Here is a 17,746-nt window from a genome sequence, read left to right on the forward strand (position 1 = left end):
CATCAAAATGAAAAATGAACAAACACATATTGTCGACCGGTTACGAATTGAGCTGGAAGTATCGGGTCCGGAGCAGGCCCATGAGATGCAGGAGAAGATCAGCCAGTTGGTGGAGCAAAAGCTGAAAGCGATGCTGGATGATCTTTTTGATCAAGTACCAGGGGATCAGACGATTGTCATTGATCGCTTGCAGCTTGACCTGGGGGCTTTACCAGAAGACCGATTGGCTGCTCAATTTATGGAGAAGCTTCAAAAGCAGGTTAAACGGAAAATGCCTGACTTGATACACACAGACGGTCAAGAGAAAAGGGAAGTCCAACAATTTTCAAAGGAAGAGCTCTATTGGGAAGTCTTTCGCCATTATCTGCTAACGGGGAGCTATCCCTGGTTTGTCTCCGATCATTCGGATGATCGGATCCTCAAAGATCCGGGCGAATTGTATGAGATGATATTGAGAGAAAATAAAACTACTCTGGCTGATTTTTTAAACAAAAATGGAAGTAACCCTAATGTGCGAAAGCGGTTAATCCACCTGTTGAATGGAGGTCAATTTGAAAAATTAAGCAGTGACATTCTCACCGAGACTGAAAATTATGAACAGCTTAAAAAAATCTTGATTGAAGCAGGCGTCAATATCGAAATGGTACGGGCCGGACTAAAAAATGTGCGATTAGCTACCGTTGGTGAAAAGGCAGCAAATGTCGATATGCTGAAGCTTTTTTTTGAACCTTTTGTAGATCGGGGAGATGAGGAACAACTATTGCACCGGATAGATCAATCATTTAATAACATTAAGTTATTGCAAGGCAATTTATTGGTGGATTCAGTTAAGGAAATTATAGTACTATATCATCTTTTGATAATCTTAAGAGAGGAGGGGGCGCCAGATGATATGAAAGAAGCGTTATCAGATTTATCTGATCTCAAACAGGCAGACGGTTACCTGAGAAGAATAAAAAATAAGGGGTTATCATCCCGGGAAATTGAAGTCTTGAAAGAAGAGATTAGTCAAAAGATAGCAGATAGAATAGGCGCTGGTGAAGAGGAATCATCCGCCAAGAAACAGAAATCTGAAAGCAAGGAAAAAGATTCATTTTACATTACTAACGGCGGACTCATTTTGTTGTGGCCTTTTTTACCAAAGTTTTTCCGTAGTCTTGAACTTATTGCTGACCGACAATTTATAGATCAGGCATCACGGGTGAAAGCCATCCACATGTTGCAGTACCTGGCAAGTGGAGAGCAATCTACTTATGAATATGTGATGGTGTTTAATAAGGTGCTTTGTGGCTATCCCATAGAACGTCCCTTTTCAGCTAAGGTTGAATTTTCTGACAATGAAATTGAAGAGGCGGATGAGCTTTTAAATGCTGTTATCAACCGATGGGAAGCATTAAAGAGCACTTCTGTGCAAGGGCTTCAGCAAAGTTTTATCCAGCGCAATGCTCGTCTTATTGAACAGCCTGACCAGTGGCAGTTACAGGTCGAATCCAAGGGATATGACATGCTGCTGGATAAATTACCCTGGGGCATTTCGGTTGCACGATTGCCCTGGATGGAAAAGCCTATATATGTAAACTGGAGGTAATGATATGTCGAATGCTGAGCACTTAGAAAAAGAACTCCAATGGTTTTCACAGGTACTGGATGTTCGCTTCAAAATATATTTCGACAAGGAATGTGCGGTTGATAATATTTTTGCATTACAACCGCCCCGGCTCAATGGACAGGTTTCCAATTATTCACGTTTTTTGGATGATTTTGAGCTCAACAAAGCGGAAAGGCTTACACTTTTACTTAGTCTTATTCCCCATGTTCGGCCCGAAATTTTAGACATTTTTTTCACCCAGAATGCACACTACAATCGGGGTTTTACGGAGTTTGGTGGGTTGAAGGGAAAAAAATACAGTGGTTTTTTGCCTACCGGAGAGACGGCTATGTTTTTATTGAGCGGGGGAGACCTTAAGAAGCGATTTCAGTATCACTACCTGTTTGATCAGGATCACCTTTTTGCCCAAAAAAATATTTTAAGCCTGGATCAGTCGACCGAAGAGGAGCCGTTATTCAGTGGAACCCTACAGCTGGATAGCGATTATGTCGATCACTTTACCACCGGCAAAACGACAAAACCCACTTTTAGTACAAACTTTCCTGCCAAGCGGATCCAGACTGCCTTAACGTGGGATGATTTAGTATTGCCTCCAGCGACGATGGAACAAATTGAGGAAGTGACCGCCTGGTTGAAACACGGGCAGACGCTCATGGACGAATGGGGATTGAAGAAACGTATTCTTCCCGGGTTTCGGGTCCTCTTTCATGGCCCTTCGGGCACGGGCAAAACACTTACTGCTTCGCTTTTAGGTAAGATTAGTGAACAGGAGTTGTACCGGGTGGACCTGTCTCTTACCGTATCCAAATATATTGGAGAGACTGAAAAAAACCTGGCGCGGGTATTCGATCGTGCTTCGGATAAACAATGGATCCTCTTTTTCGATGAAGCAGATGCCTTATTCGGTAAACGTACGGAAATAAGCAGTGCCCACGACCGATATGCCAATCAGGAGGTTTCGTATTTGCTACAGCGCATGGAAGATTATCCCGGAATGGTCATCCTGGCAACTAATCTGAAGAGCAATATTGATGAAGCCTTTACCCGTCGGTTTCAGTCGGTCATTTATTTTCCAGTCCCGGGTAAAGAAGAGCGACTTGAGCTCTGGAAAAATGCCTTTCCTGAACAAATTACATTCCATGATTCAGTCAATTTAGAAAAATTAGCCGATGAGTATGAGTTAACCGGGGCCTCTATTATGAATGTGGTGCGTTACTGTTCACTGATGGCATTGAATAACGGAGAGAGTCAAACCTCGGGAATAACCCAGGATGCCATCAGGCAGGGCATAAAAAAAGAATATCAGAAAGAGGGCCGAACGTTGTAACGTAAATTATCTTGCTATGCTTTCCGTTTCTCACAAATCAAGCTCTGACAGCGACTCCAAGTCGGCGGCAAACGTACATCGGAAGGCGGCTAATCAGCACGATGAGGCCAAGATACAAACCAAAAGAGAAGCCCGTAATGATCACACGGCATCGTTGCAGCGAGTTATCCAAAACGGGAATACGGGGGGCATATCAGCTATTCAGGCAAAACTTTCTGTAGGTCAGCCGGATGATAAATATGAAGTAGAAGCGGAGAGCAAGGCTGATCGAGTTATGAGTATGGCCCAGCCTGGGTCTGAATCTGTCCAGTCGAAACCGATAGTAGGTACCATCTCACGGATGATTCAAACCCAGGCTGAAGAAGAGGAAGAACTGCAGATGCAGCCGATGGAGGAGGAAGAGATTCAGGCCAAGTCCATGGAAGAAGAGCCGGAACTGCAGGCGAAGGAGCTGGAAGAGGAGAATATTCAGCGGCAGGCCGGAGAAGAGGAGGAGATTCAAGCTAAATCACAAGAGGAAGAACCCGAGGTACAGGCCCGGGAGATGGAGGAAGAGGAACTCCAGCGAAAAGGCGATTCGGAATCAGCCTCGTCAAGACCGGGCAGTTCGTTCGAGAGTTCGTTATCGGCTATCAAAGGGGCAGGAGATCCACTTCCTGGTTCGGTACGCAGTTATATGGAACCACGGTTTGGAGCAGACTTTAGCAATGTGAGAGTCCATACCGGAGGGGAGGCTGCTGACCTTAGTCAAAACATTAATGCCCAGGCTTTTACGCATGGACGTGATATCTATTTTAATGAGGGCAAGTATAATCCGGATTCCAGCAGTGGAAAGCACCTGATAGCTCATGAACTGACACATACGATCCAGCAGGGAGCGGCTGTACAGACGAAAGGGAAGGCCACCCAAACGTCCTCCAATAACAATAGAGTACAGCGATCTTGGTTGAGTGATGCGGCCAGCTGGGTTGGCGATAGGGTGAGCGATGCTGCTGAATGGGTGGGAGATAGTCTTGAAGCCGGTAAAGACTGGCTGATGGGATGGATTCGCGATCATATTGCAGATGTGAGGGGGTATCGGCTTTTTACCGTTGCACTGGGGCAGGATCCTATCACGGGAGAGCATGTAGATCGGAATGGTCGTAACTTTATTGAGGCCGGACTGGATATCATTCCCAATGGAGCCGAGTATAAACGCAAGCTGGAACGTGAAGGAGCACTTACCGAAGCTGCTGCTTGGGTAGATGAACAAATTGTTCTTCTGCAAGAACTTAATCCAACACGTATTGCCGGGAACTTTTCCCGATTTTGGGATCGACTTTCAATTACTGATATCCGCAACCCACGCAGTACATTAGAGGATTTATTAAGAATATTTTCAACTCCTATTAATGCGGTTATTCAGTTTGCCCGTAACGCAGCCAGTAAGTTCCTGGAGATCGTTAAAAGTTACGTTAAGACAGAAGTTAAAGACTATATCAAAGACCAACAGTCTCCCACTTTCTATCCATTGCTGCGGGTTATCCTGGCAGAAGATCCGATTACAGGAGAAGAGGTAGAACGGTCGGGCGCCAATATATTACGAGGCTTTATTCGGTTACATCCGGATGGAGATGAGCAGCTGGCCCAAATGGAAGAAACAGGTTCCTTCCAGCGAGCGGCGAATTGGGTTAACAGATCAATCATCAGAATCAGGAATATAGCAACGGGTCTCAAAACTGCTTTTCTTAGCATCTGGGAGGCCATTACGGATATCAATACCCTTCTGCATCCCATAGCCACCTTTAGAAGAATCTACAATAACTTCAGAGCTCCGCTTACCCAGCTGGCTGATTTCATGTGGGAGGTAGGAAGCAGGATTCTGAAGTTTATAAAAGATGCATTGCTGAGTCGTCTGTCTGCCTTTGCCCGTAATACCAGAGGCTATCCGTTGATTACCGTTCTTTTGGGAAAAGATCCATTTACAGGACGTCAGGTTGAGCGAAATGTCGAAAATATCGTCCGTGGATTTATGAGCCTGATGGAAGGTGGGGAAGAAAAATTCGAGAAGATGAAAGAAACGGGAGCTATTGCCCGCTTAAACAGCTGGTTGGAAGGTGCTTTGGCCCGGCTTAATATTACGTGGGAATATATTCGTGGTCTTTTTATGAGTGCATGGCGATCGTTTTCAATTCACGATATCGCTCAGCCGTTCGAAGCCTTTGCCCGGATTGTTCGTTTATTTAGTCCTCCGATACGCCGACTATTCAATTTTGTGGTTGAAGTCATTAAGAAGATCATAGAAATCGTCCTTCAGATCATGAATTTCCCCTCTGATCTGATAGCCAGCATTTTTCAAAAAACAGTGTCGGTCATTCAGCAGATTAAACGTGACCCCATTGGCTTTATAAAGAATCTGATGTTAGGCGTCAAACAAGGCTTTATCCAATTCTTTGACCGTATTGGTACGCACCTTATGAACGGGGTAACAGGTTGGTTATTTGGCGAATTGGAAGAAGCCGGGATTACTCCTCCGCGAGAACTTACGTTCCGGTCTATCCTGGGATTGGTGATGGATGTACTTGGAATTACGGCCGACCGTATCTTTGAAAAGATAGGAGAGCGCATTGGTCGTGAACGAATGGAACGTCTCCGGGGCATGATTGATCGTGTACAAGGTATCTGGAGCTTTGTTCGTGATGTCATGGAACGTGGACCGGTAGCCATATGGGAGCGGGTGCAGGAGCAGCTGAGCAATTTATGGGATATGGTTCTCGATCGCATAAAATCCTGGATTATGGAACGTATTATTAACCGGGTTACGGCCAAATTACTTACGATGCTGGATCCAACAGGTATTATGGCAGTCGTTAACGGTTTTATCGCTTTTTATAATGCTGTACAGTCGTTCGTACGCTATTTCAGGGAAATGCTGGAGACCGTTAATCGCTTTGTAGATGGGGTGCGCGCCATTGCAAGCGGAAATGTTAACCCGGCGGCTAATAAGCTGGAAGAAGCCTTAGGAAATGCTATGCCCATAGCAATAGGCTTTTTAGCGAACCAGGTAGGCCTGGGTGGACTTGGCCGCCGTATAGGTGAGATGATTGAAGCGGTACAAGAACGGGTAGACCAGGCTATAGACTGGCTCATTGACCGGGCCATCCAGATGGGGGGAGCGGTACTCAATGCCGCTCGTTCCGCTGCTGGGACCGTTAGGGATACAGTGGCCAATCTTTTTGGTGGAAGAACCCGTTTTCGTACGGAATCGGGAGAATCACATTCCCTATATGTGGAGGAAGGAAATAACAGGCCTCGTCTGATGATGGCCAGTACTCCCAGAACAGTAGAAGAGTTTTTAGATTTCTATGAGTCAGAAACATCCGGTTCGGATACAAAACGGGGGCATTGGGAGGCTGCTAAAGAAATACTGGATGAGAATGTAAAACCTCTTATTGAAGAGTTGGATATTATATCTCAGCAAGATGACGCTGATGAGGATACGATTAGGGCAAAACAGCAAGAGTTGTTGTCGGCTGAGGTTGAGCTTGCAGACCGGCTGCGGCTGCTTTTACGTACAGATGAAGATATAGGAGGTATGGCCGAAAAATATGCACTTGAAGGAATAACAGGGACCTATGGTACAATGCCTAAACCCTCGGGGGATGATCTTACGGCCGACCACCAACCACAGGCTGCCATATTTGAAGAAGCTGCGAGGATGAGATGGTTCAGAGTGGAAGGAGCAAATAGAATGAGAGAGCGGGCCGCGAACAGGGCAGATTCTGCTTATGCGATCAACCTCCATAAATATCGACATGAGGAAGGAAGAACGTATGGCAGTAAAGGGTCAGCGACTAAATCCAATTTCTTAGCAGATGTCGGTAATACGACCTCCGAAGAGAAGACCCCCAAAGAAAACAGGGTAGAAGTAGTCAATGTTATTGAAAATCATTTAGAATTAGATGTAGAAGCAATGAAGACGATCGTCAGTAAAGACTATAGTCACAATAATTGGAGGGATATTTACCAGGAAACAAGTTTACCCGAAGAAGAAAAGAAAGAACTCATTGATGATGTGAAAAGTAGAATTGAGAACGGGGAAAATAGATTGAAAAGTCAAAACCTTGACACCCTTGCCGACAGAAGTGTCGATAGTCCTTTGAGTACCGCAAGTAATGTAGAGATGGATGGTAATGGAGTCACTCAGCCAAGAAGATTAGTTCGTCTTTCTATAAATAATCCCGGATCTGATGCAGAAGAGGCATTAATGAAATTACCTGGCATCGGTAGTGCCCGAGCTGATCAAATTATGGCTAACATACCGTTTCAATCGTGGGCCGAAGTTACAGAAATACCTGGGATAACGCAGGGTATGATTAATAATTGGCAAAGCCAGACCAATGAAAATGGTGATCGGTTGGTTTATTTCTATGGAGAAACTGAATGGAATTGACGAGCTTGGTTATAGCTGCATACCACTAACTTAAATAATTAAGGATGAAATTACTTGGCAATATTTTGGCATTTATCGTTGCAGCCGGGATTTTAGTAGCTATTGGCTGGGGCGGCTATATTGGCATTACATTTTTGGTCAAACAGTACGAAATTATCAATCCCCAGTTTGCAGCTGTACTGATTATTTCTTCGGTAATCCTGTTGGTTAGCGCACTCATTATTGCCAGTGCTATCCGGAACCAAGACAAAGGAAGTGATAAGCAGATACATCCTGAAAAAGCGGTGTTATATTCCCGGTTTATGGAAAGTTGGTACGCCGGTAATCATGAAGATAGACGGGAAAAATTGAAAGAGTTAGAAAAGCATATGATTATTTGGGCCAGTGATGATGTACTTCAAGAATATTTGAAGCTAAATGAATTACTGAGAGAGGAGAAAGGAAATCCGCAGCTGGTAGCAAAGGTCAAGGATATTGTTATTGCTATAAGAGAAGATTTAGGAGCTGAAAATAAGGATATAGATATTGAAAAGCTGCAAAAATTATTCTCTTTCAATAATCCTATCGAGCAAGATTTAGAAAAAAATACAGAGTTTAGCCGGTAAATTTTTAGAAAGTTAAACAACGGACTCAATTGTTAAGACCTTCCGTTACAAGAATTTAATTGATTTATTCTTTTTTTAGAAGTAACTATAAATGGGATATAGAACAATTAAAAAAATGATGAGGGAATACAATTATGGACCTGTCAAATCTTAATTTTTTAGCCATTCTTGTGGCAACATTATCAACATTTGTAGTCGGTTGGCTGTGGTATGGACCACTTTTTGGGAAGGCATGGATGTCGGCGGTAGGTGTTACGGAAGAAGACCTTGAAAAGGGAAATATGACAAAGATATTTGGCCTTTCCTTTATTTTTGAATTTATCATGGCATTCAATTTGGCCATGTTCCTTACCGGATCTCCGGAGGCTGCCGAGCAGATGTCTGCGGGTACCGGTGCGTTTTATGGGTTCCTTACCGGCTTTGGATGGATCTTCTTTGCACTCGCCGTCAACAGTCTTTATGAGGATAAATCCTGGAAATATATTTTCATTAATGGAGGCTATTGGACCGTCAGTTTTACGGTTATGGGACTAATTATCGGGGCCTGGATATAAGGACCCAAAAACCAAAAGACAAATATCAAATCACAGGTAACAGTGGAATTGGCGATTGGCAGCTGTCCATTCCCCACTTGCTACTTATTACTTTCGACCATACGAATAACTAATAATTATTCTGGTCTGAGGGCGTTCTGCTCCCGATCGGGAAATTGCCAGGAACCATTCATCGGACAACAAGTTCTAACCCCGATAAAAAATAATCCATATTCGTGTTTTGGTGTATTAGTGGCTACCTTTGGAGGCTATTTTTAACTAAGGTCAAAGGATAAATGAAGTTTGTTGGAGCACATGTAAGTGCAGCCGGTGGTGTAGAGAATGTCCCAAAAAGAGCCCATAAAATTGGAGCCAAAGCCTTTGCTCTGTTTACTAAAAATCAACGGCAGTGGGAGGGGCCACCACTCACTACCGAAAATATTGACGGTTTTAAGAAGAACTGTGAGAAATACGGCTATTCGATGGATCATGTAATGCCGCATGATAGCTATCTAATAAACTTAGGCCATCCGGAGCAGCCAAAATTGGAGAAATCCCGCAATGCCTTCCTGGATGAAATGCAACGCTGCGAACAGTTAGGTATAACGTTGCTTAATTTTCATCCCGGTCATCATTTGAACAAACTGGATGTTGATGTATGCTTACAGCGCAATGCGGAGTCGATTAATTGGGCGCTAGACCGGACCGAAGGGGTTACCGCTGTAATCGAAAATACGGCAGGCCAGGGAACGGCTACCGGGTTCAAGTTTGAACACCTCGCTGCTATTATCGATGGGGTAGAAGACAAGAGCCGGGTAGGGGTTTGCATCGATACTTGCCATGCCTATGCCGCAGGCTATGATCTTTCAACGAAGGATGGATATGAGGAAATGTTTAATAAGTTTGAATCAGCTGTTGGTTTCAAATATCTAAAAGGATTACACCTTAATGACTCTAAAAAGGCATTGGGTAGCCGGGTGGATCGGCATGATAATATCGGAGAAGGACTGATTGGCCCACTTGGGTTTGAGCTTATTATGCAGGATCAGCGCCTCGACGATATCCCCATGATCCTGGAAACACCCAATACGGAACGCTGGCCCCGGGAAATAGAGATGCTTTACGATATGGCTGAAATGGAATAATAGATTCATTATAATCTCAATGAAAGGATAAAACAGGCGAGACAACTATTATAAGAAGGCTTTGCAAAACCTTGCTGTCATCGTCCGCGAGTACTCGGGAGAGTGCGGCGATCTCCTTTCTAAGCTTTCAAATGGAGATCGCTTTCCCGAACCATCGGGACAATGACCGGTTCTTTTTTTAGTGGTTTGGCAAAAGCCCCAACAAATATCGAAAACAATGATTTTTAAACATACTTTTGTAATAGCACTTATTTTTATATGTCTGAGCGGTTGTATGGATTCCAAAAAGCAGGCTTCAAAATGGTACAAAGGAAATCTCCATACCCATTCACTGTGGAGTGATGGCGATGATTATCCCGAAATGATCATGAAATGGTATAAAGATCACGGCTATAACTTTGTGGCGCTTTCGGACCATAATATACTGGCGGAGGGAGAAAAATGGATTGAAATTAAAAAGGGCAGTGATCAGGAAAAACAGTTCAATGAATACCTTCAGACTTTTGGAGGTACGCTGGTCAATTACCAGCAGACCGATTCCTTGATTCAGGTGCAGTTAAAAACATTGCAAGAGTATCGTACACTTTTTGAAAAGGAAGGGGAATTTCTGGTTATCAAGTCCGAAGAGATAACTGATGGCTATAAGCAAAAACCCATCCACGTTAATGCTACAAATATTGAAAAATTGATCAAGCCGCAGGGAGGCAAAAGCGTGGTAGATGTGATGCAAAATAACATTGATGCCGTTAACGCCCAGCGCGACAGTACAGGAAAACCAATGATTCCTCATTTGAATCACCCCAACTTTGGCTGGGCTGTCACGGCTGAAGATATCAAACAACTGACCGGCGAACATTTTTTTGAGGTATATAACGGACATCCACTGGTACATAATTATGGTGATTCCCTGCACTCGGGCATGGAAGAAATTTGGGACCAGGTGCTCACGCATTATTTGCAGCACGATAAAGGAATGATGTATGGTATAGCCGTGGACGACAGCCATCATTATCATGAGTTTGATTCTGCACAGAGTAACCCGGGCAGAGGCTGGATTATGGTCCGGGCCGATTCACTGACACCCGCTGCCATCATCAGTGCTCTTGAAAATGGAAGCTTTTACTCGAGTACAGGAGTAGAGTTTTCCAAAATAAGTGATACCGCTGATGAGCTTATGGTAGAAGTGAAAAGTGAGGAAGGAGTAAGTTATGAGATTCAATTTTGGGGTACGCTAACATTCAATCCTGATTCGACGGGAATCCTTTTAGAGAAAGCAACCGGTACCCAAGCCAGATACACCTTTACAGGTGATGAATTATACGTGAGAGCGAAGGTAGTTTCCGATAAGCCCAAAAAGAATCCCTATAAAGCCGGGGAGGTGGAGGTTGCCTGGGCACAGCCGGTAACTCCGGGGCAATAGACTAACGTGAGTTCGAGATAGGTACACCAATTAGCCAGTCTTCGACTACATCCGAGGAACAACCGTTTCGGATTGCGCTCATCAGGATGACGTCCTCATCATTTCTTATATCGAACTCACGTTAGACTACATTGGTGATAAAGATCCATAACTCCAGCTCTGCAGCATAAAGGCCTGGTTCTAGTTCTGGTAGCTTTTTTCATCTTCTGAGACCAAGTAAATGCCATCATCCTCAATACGGATAATGTCTTCGCGGTAAAGACCTCCAATCGCTTTTTTGAAGGTTTTTTTACTCATCTCGAGCCTTTTACGAATTTTATTGGGATGACTTTTGTCGTGCAGATCCAGAAAGCCCTCATCAGTTTCTTTGAGGCGATGCAGGATACGGTCAGCTGCTCCTTCCACTTTGTCGTAGCCAATGGGTCTGAGTGTTACGTCGATTTTATTATCCGAACGAATCTGCTTGATATAACCAGTCGTTTTATCGCCATGAGCGACATCAGAGAAAAATTCGTTATGGTAAATCAGCCCCCGGTGTTTTTCGTTGATAGCAACGTTATAACCGAGATCGGTTTTATCCAAAATCCAAAGATCGACCTTTTCCTCTTCTTCGACCGTAATAGTCTCATTATCCAGAAAACGGTCAATCTTCATACTGGCGACCAGGCGATCGGTTTCTTCGTCAAGATATAAATAGACGAAATAACGTTGTCCCTCTTTAAGCTTTACAGTCTGCTCGCGGTGGGGTAGAAAAAGATCTTTATCCAGTCCCCAATCCAGAAAGGCACCATAACGGTTAATGTCTTTCACTTCAAGGGAGGCCATATTATGCAGGGTTATTTTAGGATTCTGCATAGTGGCCGTGGTTCGTTCTTCACCATCTTTATAGATAAAGACACGAGCATTTTCCCCTTTTTGCAGATCTCGATTGGCGAGCTTGGTGGGGAGTAATACCTCTTCGCCTTGGTCTTCCTTAAGAATATAACCATGCACAATTTGTCGATCTACACTAAGTGTATGAAAAGTTCCCAAGGTAAGCATAAAAGTAAAAGTCTGTTCTGGTCGGCTAAATTGACTGTGAAATGAAGAGGATAGTCACCAATAAAACGGTTTCTTCTTTAGCATGGAATGCATAGGGCTCACCTCCTTTAAGGTAGAACCAATCATCTTCAGAAAGTTCAATGGCATCGTCCCCAACGTGGAAGATAACATTTCCTTTCAAACATTGCACCGATATTTCACCTTCCACACTGTGTTCCATTACGTCTCTGCCGCGCGGAAGCACCATTCTGATAACTTCCATATCTTCCGTTTTTACCAGCGCAAAGGTAGAATGTTCGGACATCCCGTCCTTTAAGGTCTTCAAATTGATAATTTCACCGGATTCTACATGTCCCTTACTCATAATTTCTCCCCTCATTTTAGAAGTTAACTGATAAATCTGTTTGTAAAGTAAGGTAATATTTTGAGAGAAAATAAATTTCAACAGGTTTTGGAAAATATAAGTGCCAGCAATAGGGGAAGAGGAATTAATAGATATTGTCAAACTTGGATATACAGGAGATATTACTCCTGTTATACAAGCTTATTACATTTGGTCAAAAAGAGAACACAGAGAAGATTTGTATAATTTACACTACAGCGTAATGCCTATGGTAAGATAAAAGCTTCGGGCGGTTGAGGGGATGATACCAGGGCCGGGATAGCCTGTTGCCCGGCGGGTAAAATAATGGTTGTTCGTGAGGTTATTAATACCTGATTCTAGGTGGAATCGGTTTATGCTGTATTGAACAGAGAAATCCACCACGTAATAAGCGGGGATGATGCCCTCGATGGCAGAAGGCGTTCGTCGAGCATTCGAAGCATCCGAATATTGTTCACTTACATAGGAAAATTGGTAAGAGGCTTTGAAGTTTTTTTGAGCAAAAGTAAGTCCAGTTTTCAAATTAAGCTTTGGTACAAGTTCAACCCTGTTCCCTTCAACGCCGTTTTCTTGTGATTTGCTATAGGTTCCGGTGGTAAGAGCAAGGTTCGAAAAGATAGAAAGTTGAGTATCTGTAGAAGAGTTTGTGAAGAATTGATATAGATCCAGTTCAGCAAAAGATTCAAACCCATAAATCTTAGCATCAGCTATATTAGTACGATAACGTACGGTTCGATCTACAAGATTATTAAAATTAGGATTAGGTTCGGTTTTGAGAATGGTACCTATACGGTCTTCATAAGAAAGGTGAAACAGGCTAATATCATAGTTCAATAGTTGGGATTGCTGCCCACGGATACCGAAATCAGCATTGTACCCGTGCTCGTCACTGATATTAGGATCTACTTTAAGGCTCCCCACATCTACCCGAATATCATTGAAATTAATGGCCCGATAGTTCTGCGAATAGTTGGCATAGATTTCAAACTGATTGCTTTCCTTATAACTCACACCTAATCCATAAAATAAAAAGGATCTATCTTTCTGACGTTCTTCCTGAATTCGGTCATCCACGAGAACGTTGCCTGCCAGATCTTTTACAATATTTCGATAATAGCCTTGGGCTTCGGTGTTGATATGCTCAAATCTAATTCCCGGTGTGATACTCAATTTTGGGGTAATATTAAAAATATTTTCTATAAAGACAGATTGATTGCTACTGGGAAGATCGAAGTTTGAACCTTCGAGGTTATCAGGATTTAGGTAGTTGAAATCTGGCCCAGAACCATCATTGCCATCGCCCTGACGACGATGGGTGAAGCCATTATAAAGGCGAGTACCTATCAAGAAAACAGAAATATTATCAAGAAAAGGGTAGCGGTGGATGAGTCGTGTTTCATTCCCCCAGTTGTTATAGTCATCTTTAAGAAGGTCCCGGTTCCCTCCAAAGTCTGCCCGGTCAATACGGCCTAAATTACCAAGGGCCTCTCGGCGCGCTTTGAGGCCAAAAAACCGTGTATTAAGGCGGGTTTTACTGGAAAATTTATAGTCAGCAGTTAATGCAAAGAGGTTCCAGTTTACACGAAACCAATTTCGTTCTCGATTTGACTGACGTGGATTTTGATCAAATTCCGTATCTGTGAGCCCTCCGGGCTGCTGTGCCAGATACTGCATGTGCGTATACTCCGGACTGATGGAAAGTTTGGGCGTTACTTGATATTGAACTGAACCATAAGCTGCATGTTGATCAAGATCGGAATTAGGCCGCCATCCGTTGCTTTGCTTATACTGGTAGAATCCATAGTACCGAACCTTTCCTTTTTTGCCGCCAATGCTATTGAATGAGCTGAAGAGCCCGAAAGAACCGACTGTCTGCTCAGAGTTAAATTCAAACGGTCTGCTACGTGGACCTTTTTTGAACACGAAGTTTAAAAGCCCGCCAAACTGGGTACCATATTGCAGAGAGGCAGCCCCCCGGATGATTTTAATCCTTTCTATGGCTTGCGTAGGAGGGGTGTAATAGCTTTCGGGATATCCTAAAGCATCGGCCGCAATATCATATCCATTTTGGCGGGTATTAAAGTTAGAGCTGCGGTTGGGGCTAAGTCCACGGCCTCCAATACCGAGTTGAACACCAGCAGCATCACTTTCCCAAATATTTAGGCCCGGCACTTTTGAATAGACCTGTCGGCTGTTGTTTGTAGCCAAATTGGCTGTAAGGTCATCAACCAAAACGACTTCATTCTTTTTAGCATCGTTGATGGTAACCCCTTCTACGGCATTTAACCGAGTAACTCCAAAGGTTTGTTCTCCAGAGGCGTTTACGGTGATTTCCTCCAGTTCCTCAGCCAGAATTGTCAGTTTGAAATTTAGCCGCACATCTTGATTTTCAACTTGTACGGTTCGTGAAGTGATCTTTTTACCGGTATAAAAAGCTGTTATAGTATAAGAGCCCGGCTTTATATCCTGAATTTTATAAGTACCCTGACTATCAGTAAAGGTAGTTTTGGTAGCATTAGTAGTAAACTGTTTCTCTTTGTAAGAGGAAGAATCATCACGGCCCGGCGCGAGGAAGATACGGGCTTGTTTAATGGCGTTTTCCTTCTCGCCGGTAACCTGACCTGTTATTTGATAGGTCTGAGCGTGGGATAGCTGCATAGATCCGGCGATCATTAAAAACAGGGTGATTGTAGTGGCAATAAATCTCATCACTAATTTCTTGTGGACCAATTTTCTTGATTATCGTTGAATGGATTTAACCAATATTTAGGAGTAAATCCGCGTTTAACTTTGGTCAGATCTACAGATGGATCTACCAGTAGTTTGTTTTTGTGATTATTAAGTGTAACGTGGGCTTTAACTCGAATTTCTGGATCTTTAATGCCTTTATCCTGGTAATAATTCTCAAGGTAATGAGCGAATTGTAAGATCATATCCGGTTGAGTAGCCATCATTTTTTCTTGGTTGGGGGTAAGAAAGTCATAATTAGCTGCTTCCCAACGTCGGTCAGTTTCCGGGTTATACACTTCGTAAATGGTATGTCCTGCCTTTTCCATGAGCATAACCCGCCATGAAAATCGATAGCCCTGTTCGGTCCAGAAGAGGTGCCCCGGGTAAAGTAGAAATCGGAATGGGATCAGCACCTGCAGTATAAAATGGATCACCAGAACGGTAGCCAGTACTTTTTTTGTAAGCCTGCTTGGCTGGTACGCAAAGGTAGAATATTCATTGGATACCTGTTTGGACCTTCTTGCAACAAAATGCCATCCCTTTTTGGCCCAATCAATAAGTCGCTGATGAAATTCTGCTGAAAAATAGATGAGCGTACACAAAATCATAATAAAGGGAAACATTCCGATTTGGAATAGGAAATAGGTCATCAGATGAAAGGCAATGACAGCAATATAAGCCAGCCAACGCGTGGGCTTGTAGAGTAAGAAAAAGACGATGGTTAGATCGTAAAAGGCGCCTGCCCAGCTAAACAGGAAGGCGGACCATTCATATTCAAACAGCCATCCAATAAGAGGCAGGTGGGACTGTGCAGGCAGCCAAATTTTAAGGGGCAGGGCATGTAGCATCCAATCAGGATTTAGTTTAGCCAGCCCGGCAAAGAAGTAAACTAAACCCAGTTGAAGCTTAAATATGTTGATAGTCCATGCCGGGACCTTTTGGAGTCGGAGGGAGGGATTACGGACGACATCCAGCGAAAAGTTACGATGGGCAGGGACGAGCATCAGGAGAAAGCTTATGATGCTTACGAAATAGTAATGGTTGAGATAATTTGTTTTGTCAATCAGTTCCACATAAGTGAAACAAAGGAAAAAGAGGACTGAAAATAGCCGGTATCGATAGCCCAGCATCATGCAGAGGGCAGAGAGCCCGATAACGAAAAACAGGGTATACATACCCCACTCGCCCAAAGGTTGTACCCAGTCGAATCCGTAATAAGTAAAAAAGAAGTCCGGTTTTATGTATAGTTCATATATCCAGCCTCTAAAGGCAAACCGGATGGTACTCACGAGCATGATAAATCCAAAGAGCACCCGGAATACAACCAGCGGAGCAATGGATATATGGGAAGAAATGTACTTTTGCATGGTGAGTGAAAGTAATCGGCTTAATCTCCGTCATTATCCTGGTAAGTAATAGTAACACCCAGTCGAGAAGTCATATCAGCTTTTATTAGTGTAAGAACCTGTTGTAACTCCTGGAAGGCCGTCAATACGGGATCGTTGTTACTTTCTATCTGTGTAGACAGTGGATCTTGCAGTGTTTCCAGAGCGCTTTTGGCTTGATCAAGCTCGGTAATAATATCATCCGATAACTCTTCATGGCCCAAGGCATCCAAATTTTCCTCCAACCCAGTACCGGAGCTTCCATCATAACCGGCACCTGTAAATAAACGCTTCGTTGCCTCCAGGTTTGCCAATGCTAACTCAACAGAATATCCACCATAATAGGCTTCGGTAGCTGTCGGACGAGGTACGCCTGCACTACGCACACCAGCGGGAATACCCACTTTGCCATCTCTTAAAAACCGCTCATAATGCCGGACCATCGCATTTACCAACATGCCCAGAGAACTTCCGGTATCAGTGCCTGCGTTTTCAGCATTGAGAAAGTTTTGGCCTTCATTTTCTTCCCAAGCCGAAACGACTTCTGAAGTTTTGTTAGCTATAAAAGAAAGATTATCCTGTAGGTACTTTAATCTCTTCTGTGCGTCTTCTGCCTCTGTATAGGCGGCGAGTATTTGTTGGTTCGTTTCATCCTGACCATGTAGCAGATAACCAAGCGTTGGAAATCCTGCGGCTGCCTGATTGCTTATGGACCCTAATGTATAGTCACCAGCATCTATATTATCTTCAATTTGATCGGTATCTGCAGGAAAGGTATTTGCAGATGTTCTCAATAATACCGTTTTGGCGGTGCCAAACTGGAATAAGCTAACGTGCTGCCAAGCCAATCGTGTATTTTTCAGCTGATCTTGTAAGTCAGTAAGTGTTTCTTCCGTAGCATTTTCTGCAAAATTATCTCCTGCTTCTTTAAGGCTGGTTACTTCTGTCCGGAAGGCCTGATAAGAAGGGAGGATAATATTATTAGCCGTCTGTTCTAACATATCTGAACGGACGGTAGAAGAATTGTTATCTGTATCAGAATCTGTACCTCCACAGGAGGAAAATAACAAAACTGAACTGATCAATAGGGCGGAAAAGGTGAACCGTTCAAAAAAGGTCATAGTTATAGATTGTTTT

At 43.5% G+C, this 17,746-nt stretch carries 12 protein-coding genes; 7 read left to right on the forward strand and 5 right to left on the reverse strand.

The genetic code is table 11. From position 1 onward, the window contains the following. Positions 1–7 precede the first annotated feature (7 nt). The 7 genes from J6I44_RS14920 to J6I44_RS14950 all read left to right on the forward strand — a co-directional run bounded on the left by J6I44_RS14920 (position 8) and on the right by J6I44_RS14950 (position 11,071). Positions 8–1,588, forward strand: coding sequence for a contractile injection system tape measure protein (locus tag J6I44_RS14920; RefSeq protein WP_265766952.1), 1,581 nt, complete (start codon positions 8–10; stop codon positions 1,586–1,588). Positions 1,589–1,592: 4 nt separating this feature from the next. Continuing rightward, on the forward strand, positions 1,593–2,936 hold the full coding sequence (locus tag J6I44_RS14925; protein ID WP_265766953.1) for an ATP-binding protein: 1,344 nt from the start codon (positions 1,593–1,595) through the stop codon (positions 2,934–2,936). Positions 2,937–2,952: 16 nt separating this feature from the next. Beyond that, positions 2,953–7,368: an eCIS core domain-containing protein gene (locus J6I44_RS14930; RefSeq protein ID WP_265766954.1), complete on the forward strand. Its 4,416-nt coding sequence runs from the start codon at positions 2,953–2,955 to the stop codon at positions 7,366–7,368. A 44-nt stretch (positions 7,369–7,412) separates the two neighbouring features. After that, on the forward strand, positions 7,413–7,973 hold the full coding sequence (locus tag J6I44_RS14935; protein WP_265766955.1) for a hypothetical protein: 561 nt from the start codon (positions 7,413–7,415) through the stop codon (positions 7,971–7,973). Positions 7,974–8,143: 170 nt separating this feature from the next. Continuing rightward, complete coding sequence (locus J6I44_RS14940) at positions 8,144–8,527, forward strand: DUF1761 domain-containing protein (protein ID WP_265766956.1); 384 nt, start codon at positions 8,144–8,146, stop codon at positions 8,525–8,527. A gap of 275 nt (positions 8,528–8,802) precedes the next feature. Then, positions 8,803–9,651 carry a deoxyribonuclease IV gene (nfo, locus tag J6I44_RS14945; protein WP_265766957.1) on the forward strand — a complete coding sequence of 283 codons (849 nt, stop codon included), beginning with the start codon at positions 8,803–8,805 and terminating at the stop codon, positions 9,649–9,651. 274 nt (positions 9,652–9,925) lie between these two features. Beyond that, positions 9,926–11,071 (forward strand): CehA/McbA family metallohydrolase domain-containing protein, encoded by a 1,146-nt coding sequence (locus tag J6I44_RS14950; protein WP_265766958.1) that lies wholly within the window; start codon positions 9,926–9,928, stop codon positions 11,069–11,071. A gap of 180 nt (positions 11,072–11,251) precedes the next feature. Here the strand turns inward: J6I44_RS14950 and J6I44_RS14955 are convergent, their stop codons facing one another. The 5 genes from J6I44_RS14955 to J6I44_RS14975 all read right to left on the reverse strand — a co-directional run bounded on the left by J6I44_RS14955 (position 11,252) and on the right by J6I44_RS14975 (position 17,730). Next, complete coding sequence (locus J6I44_RS14955; protein ID WP_265766959.1) at positions 11,252–12,112, reverse strand: CvfB family protein; 861 nt, start codon at positions 12,110–12,112, stop codon at positions 11,252–11,254. A 25-nt stretch (positions 12,113–12,137) separates the two neighbouring features. Beyond that, positions 12,138–12,476, reverse strand: a complete 339-nt coding sequence (locus tag J6I44_RS14960; protein WP_265766960.1) for a cupin domain-containing protein — start codon at positions 12,474–12,476, stop codon at positions 12,138–12,140. Positions 12,477–12,707: 231 nt separating this feature from the next. Next, on the reverse strand, positions 12,708–15,203 hold the full coding sequence (locus J6I44_RS14965; RefSeq protein WP_265766961.1) for a TonB-dependent receptor: 2,496 nt from the start codon (positions 15,201–15,203) through the stop codon (positions 12,708–12,710). A 2-nt stretch (positions 15,204–15,205) separates the two neighbouring features. Then, positions 15,206–16,591, reverse strand: a complete 1,386-nt coding sequence (locus J6I44_RS14970; protein ID WP_265766962.1) for an HTTM domain-containing protein — start codon at positions 16,589–16,591, stop codon at positions 15,206–15,208. 20 nt (positions 16,592–16,611) lie between these two features. After that, positions 16,612–17,730 carry an imelysin family protein gene (locus J6I44_RS14975; protein ID WP_265766963.1) on the reverse strand — a complete coding sequence of 373 codons (1,119 nt, stop codon included), beginning with the start codon at positions 17,728–17,730 and terminating at the stop codon, positions 16,612–16,614. Between the last annotated feature and the right edge of the window lie 16 nt (positions 17,731–17,746).

It is taken from the genome of Fodinibius salsisoli (assembly GCF_026229185.1).
GTDB classification, from domain to species: domain Bacteria; phylum Bacteroidota; class Rhodothermia; order Balneolales; family Balneolaceae; genus Fodinibius; species Fodinibius salsisoli.

Excerpts from the sequence above, each read along its gene's own strand:
- J6I44_RS14920 (WP_265766952.1), top strand. The coding sequence starts at position 8 with ATGAAAAATGAACAAACACATATTGTCGACCGGTTACGAATTGAGCTG.
- J6I44_RS14925 (WP_265766953.1), top strand. The coding sequence starts at position 1,593 with ATGTCGAATGCTGAGCACTTAGAAAAAGAACTCCAATGGTTTTCACAG.
- J6I44_RS14930 (WP_265766954.1), top strand. The coding sequence starts at position 2,953 with ATGCTTTCCGTTTCTCACAAATCAAGCTCTGACAGCGACTCCAAGTCG.
- J6I44_RS14935 (WP_265766955.1), top strand. The coding sequence starts at position 7,413 with ATGAAATTACTTGGCAATATTTTGGCATTTATCGTTGCAGCCGGGATT.
- nfo (WP_265766957.1), top strand. The coding sequence starts at position 8,803 with ATGAAGTTTGTTGGAGCACATGTAAGTGCAGCCGGTGGTGTAGAGAAT.
- J6I44_RS14950 (WP_265766958.1), top strand. The coding sequence starts at position 9,926 with ATGGATTCCAAAAAGCAGGCTTCAAAATGGTACAAAGGAAATCTCCAT.
- J6I44_RS14955 (WP_265766959.1), bottom strand. The coding sequence starts at position 12,112 with ATGCTTACCTTGGGAACTTTTCATACACTTAGTGTAGATCGACAAATT.
- J6I44_RS14960 (WP_265766960.1), bottom strand. The coding sequence starts at position 12,476 with ATGAGTAAGGGACATGTAGAATCCGGTGAAATTATCAATTTGAAGACC.
- J6I44_RS14965 (WP_265766961.1), bottom strand. The coding sequence starts at position 15,203 with ATGAGATTTATTGCCACTACAATCACCCTGTTTTTAATGATCGCCGGA.
- J6I44_RS14970 (WP_265766962.1), bottom strand. The coding sequence starts at position 16,591 with ATGCAAAAGTACATTTCTTCCCATATATCCATTGCTCCGCTGGTTGTA.
- J6I44_RS14975 (WP_265766963.1), bottom strand. The coding sequence starts at position 17,730 with ATGACCTTTTTTGAACGGTTCACCTTTTCCGCCCTATTGATCAGTTCA.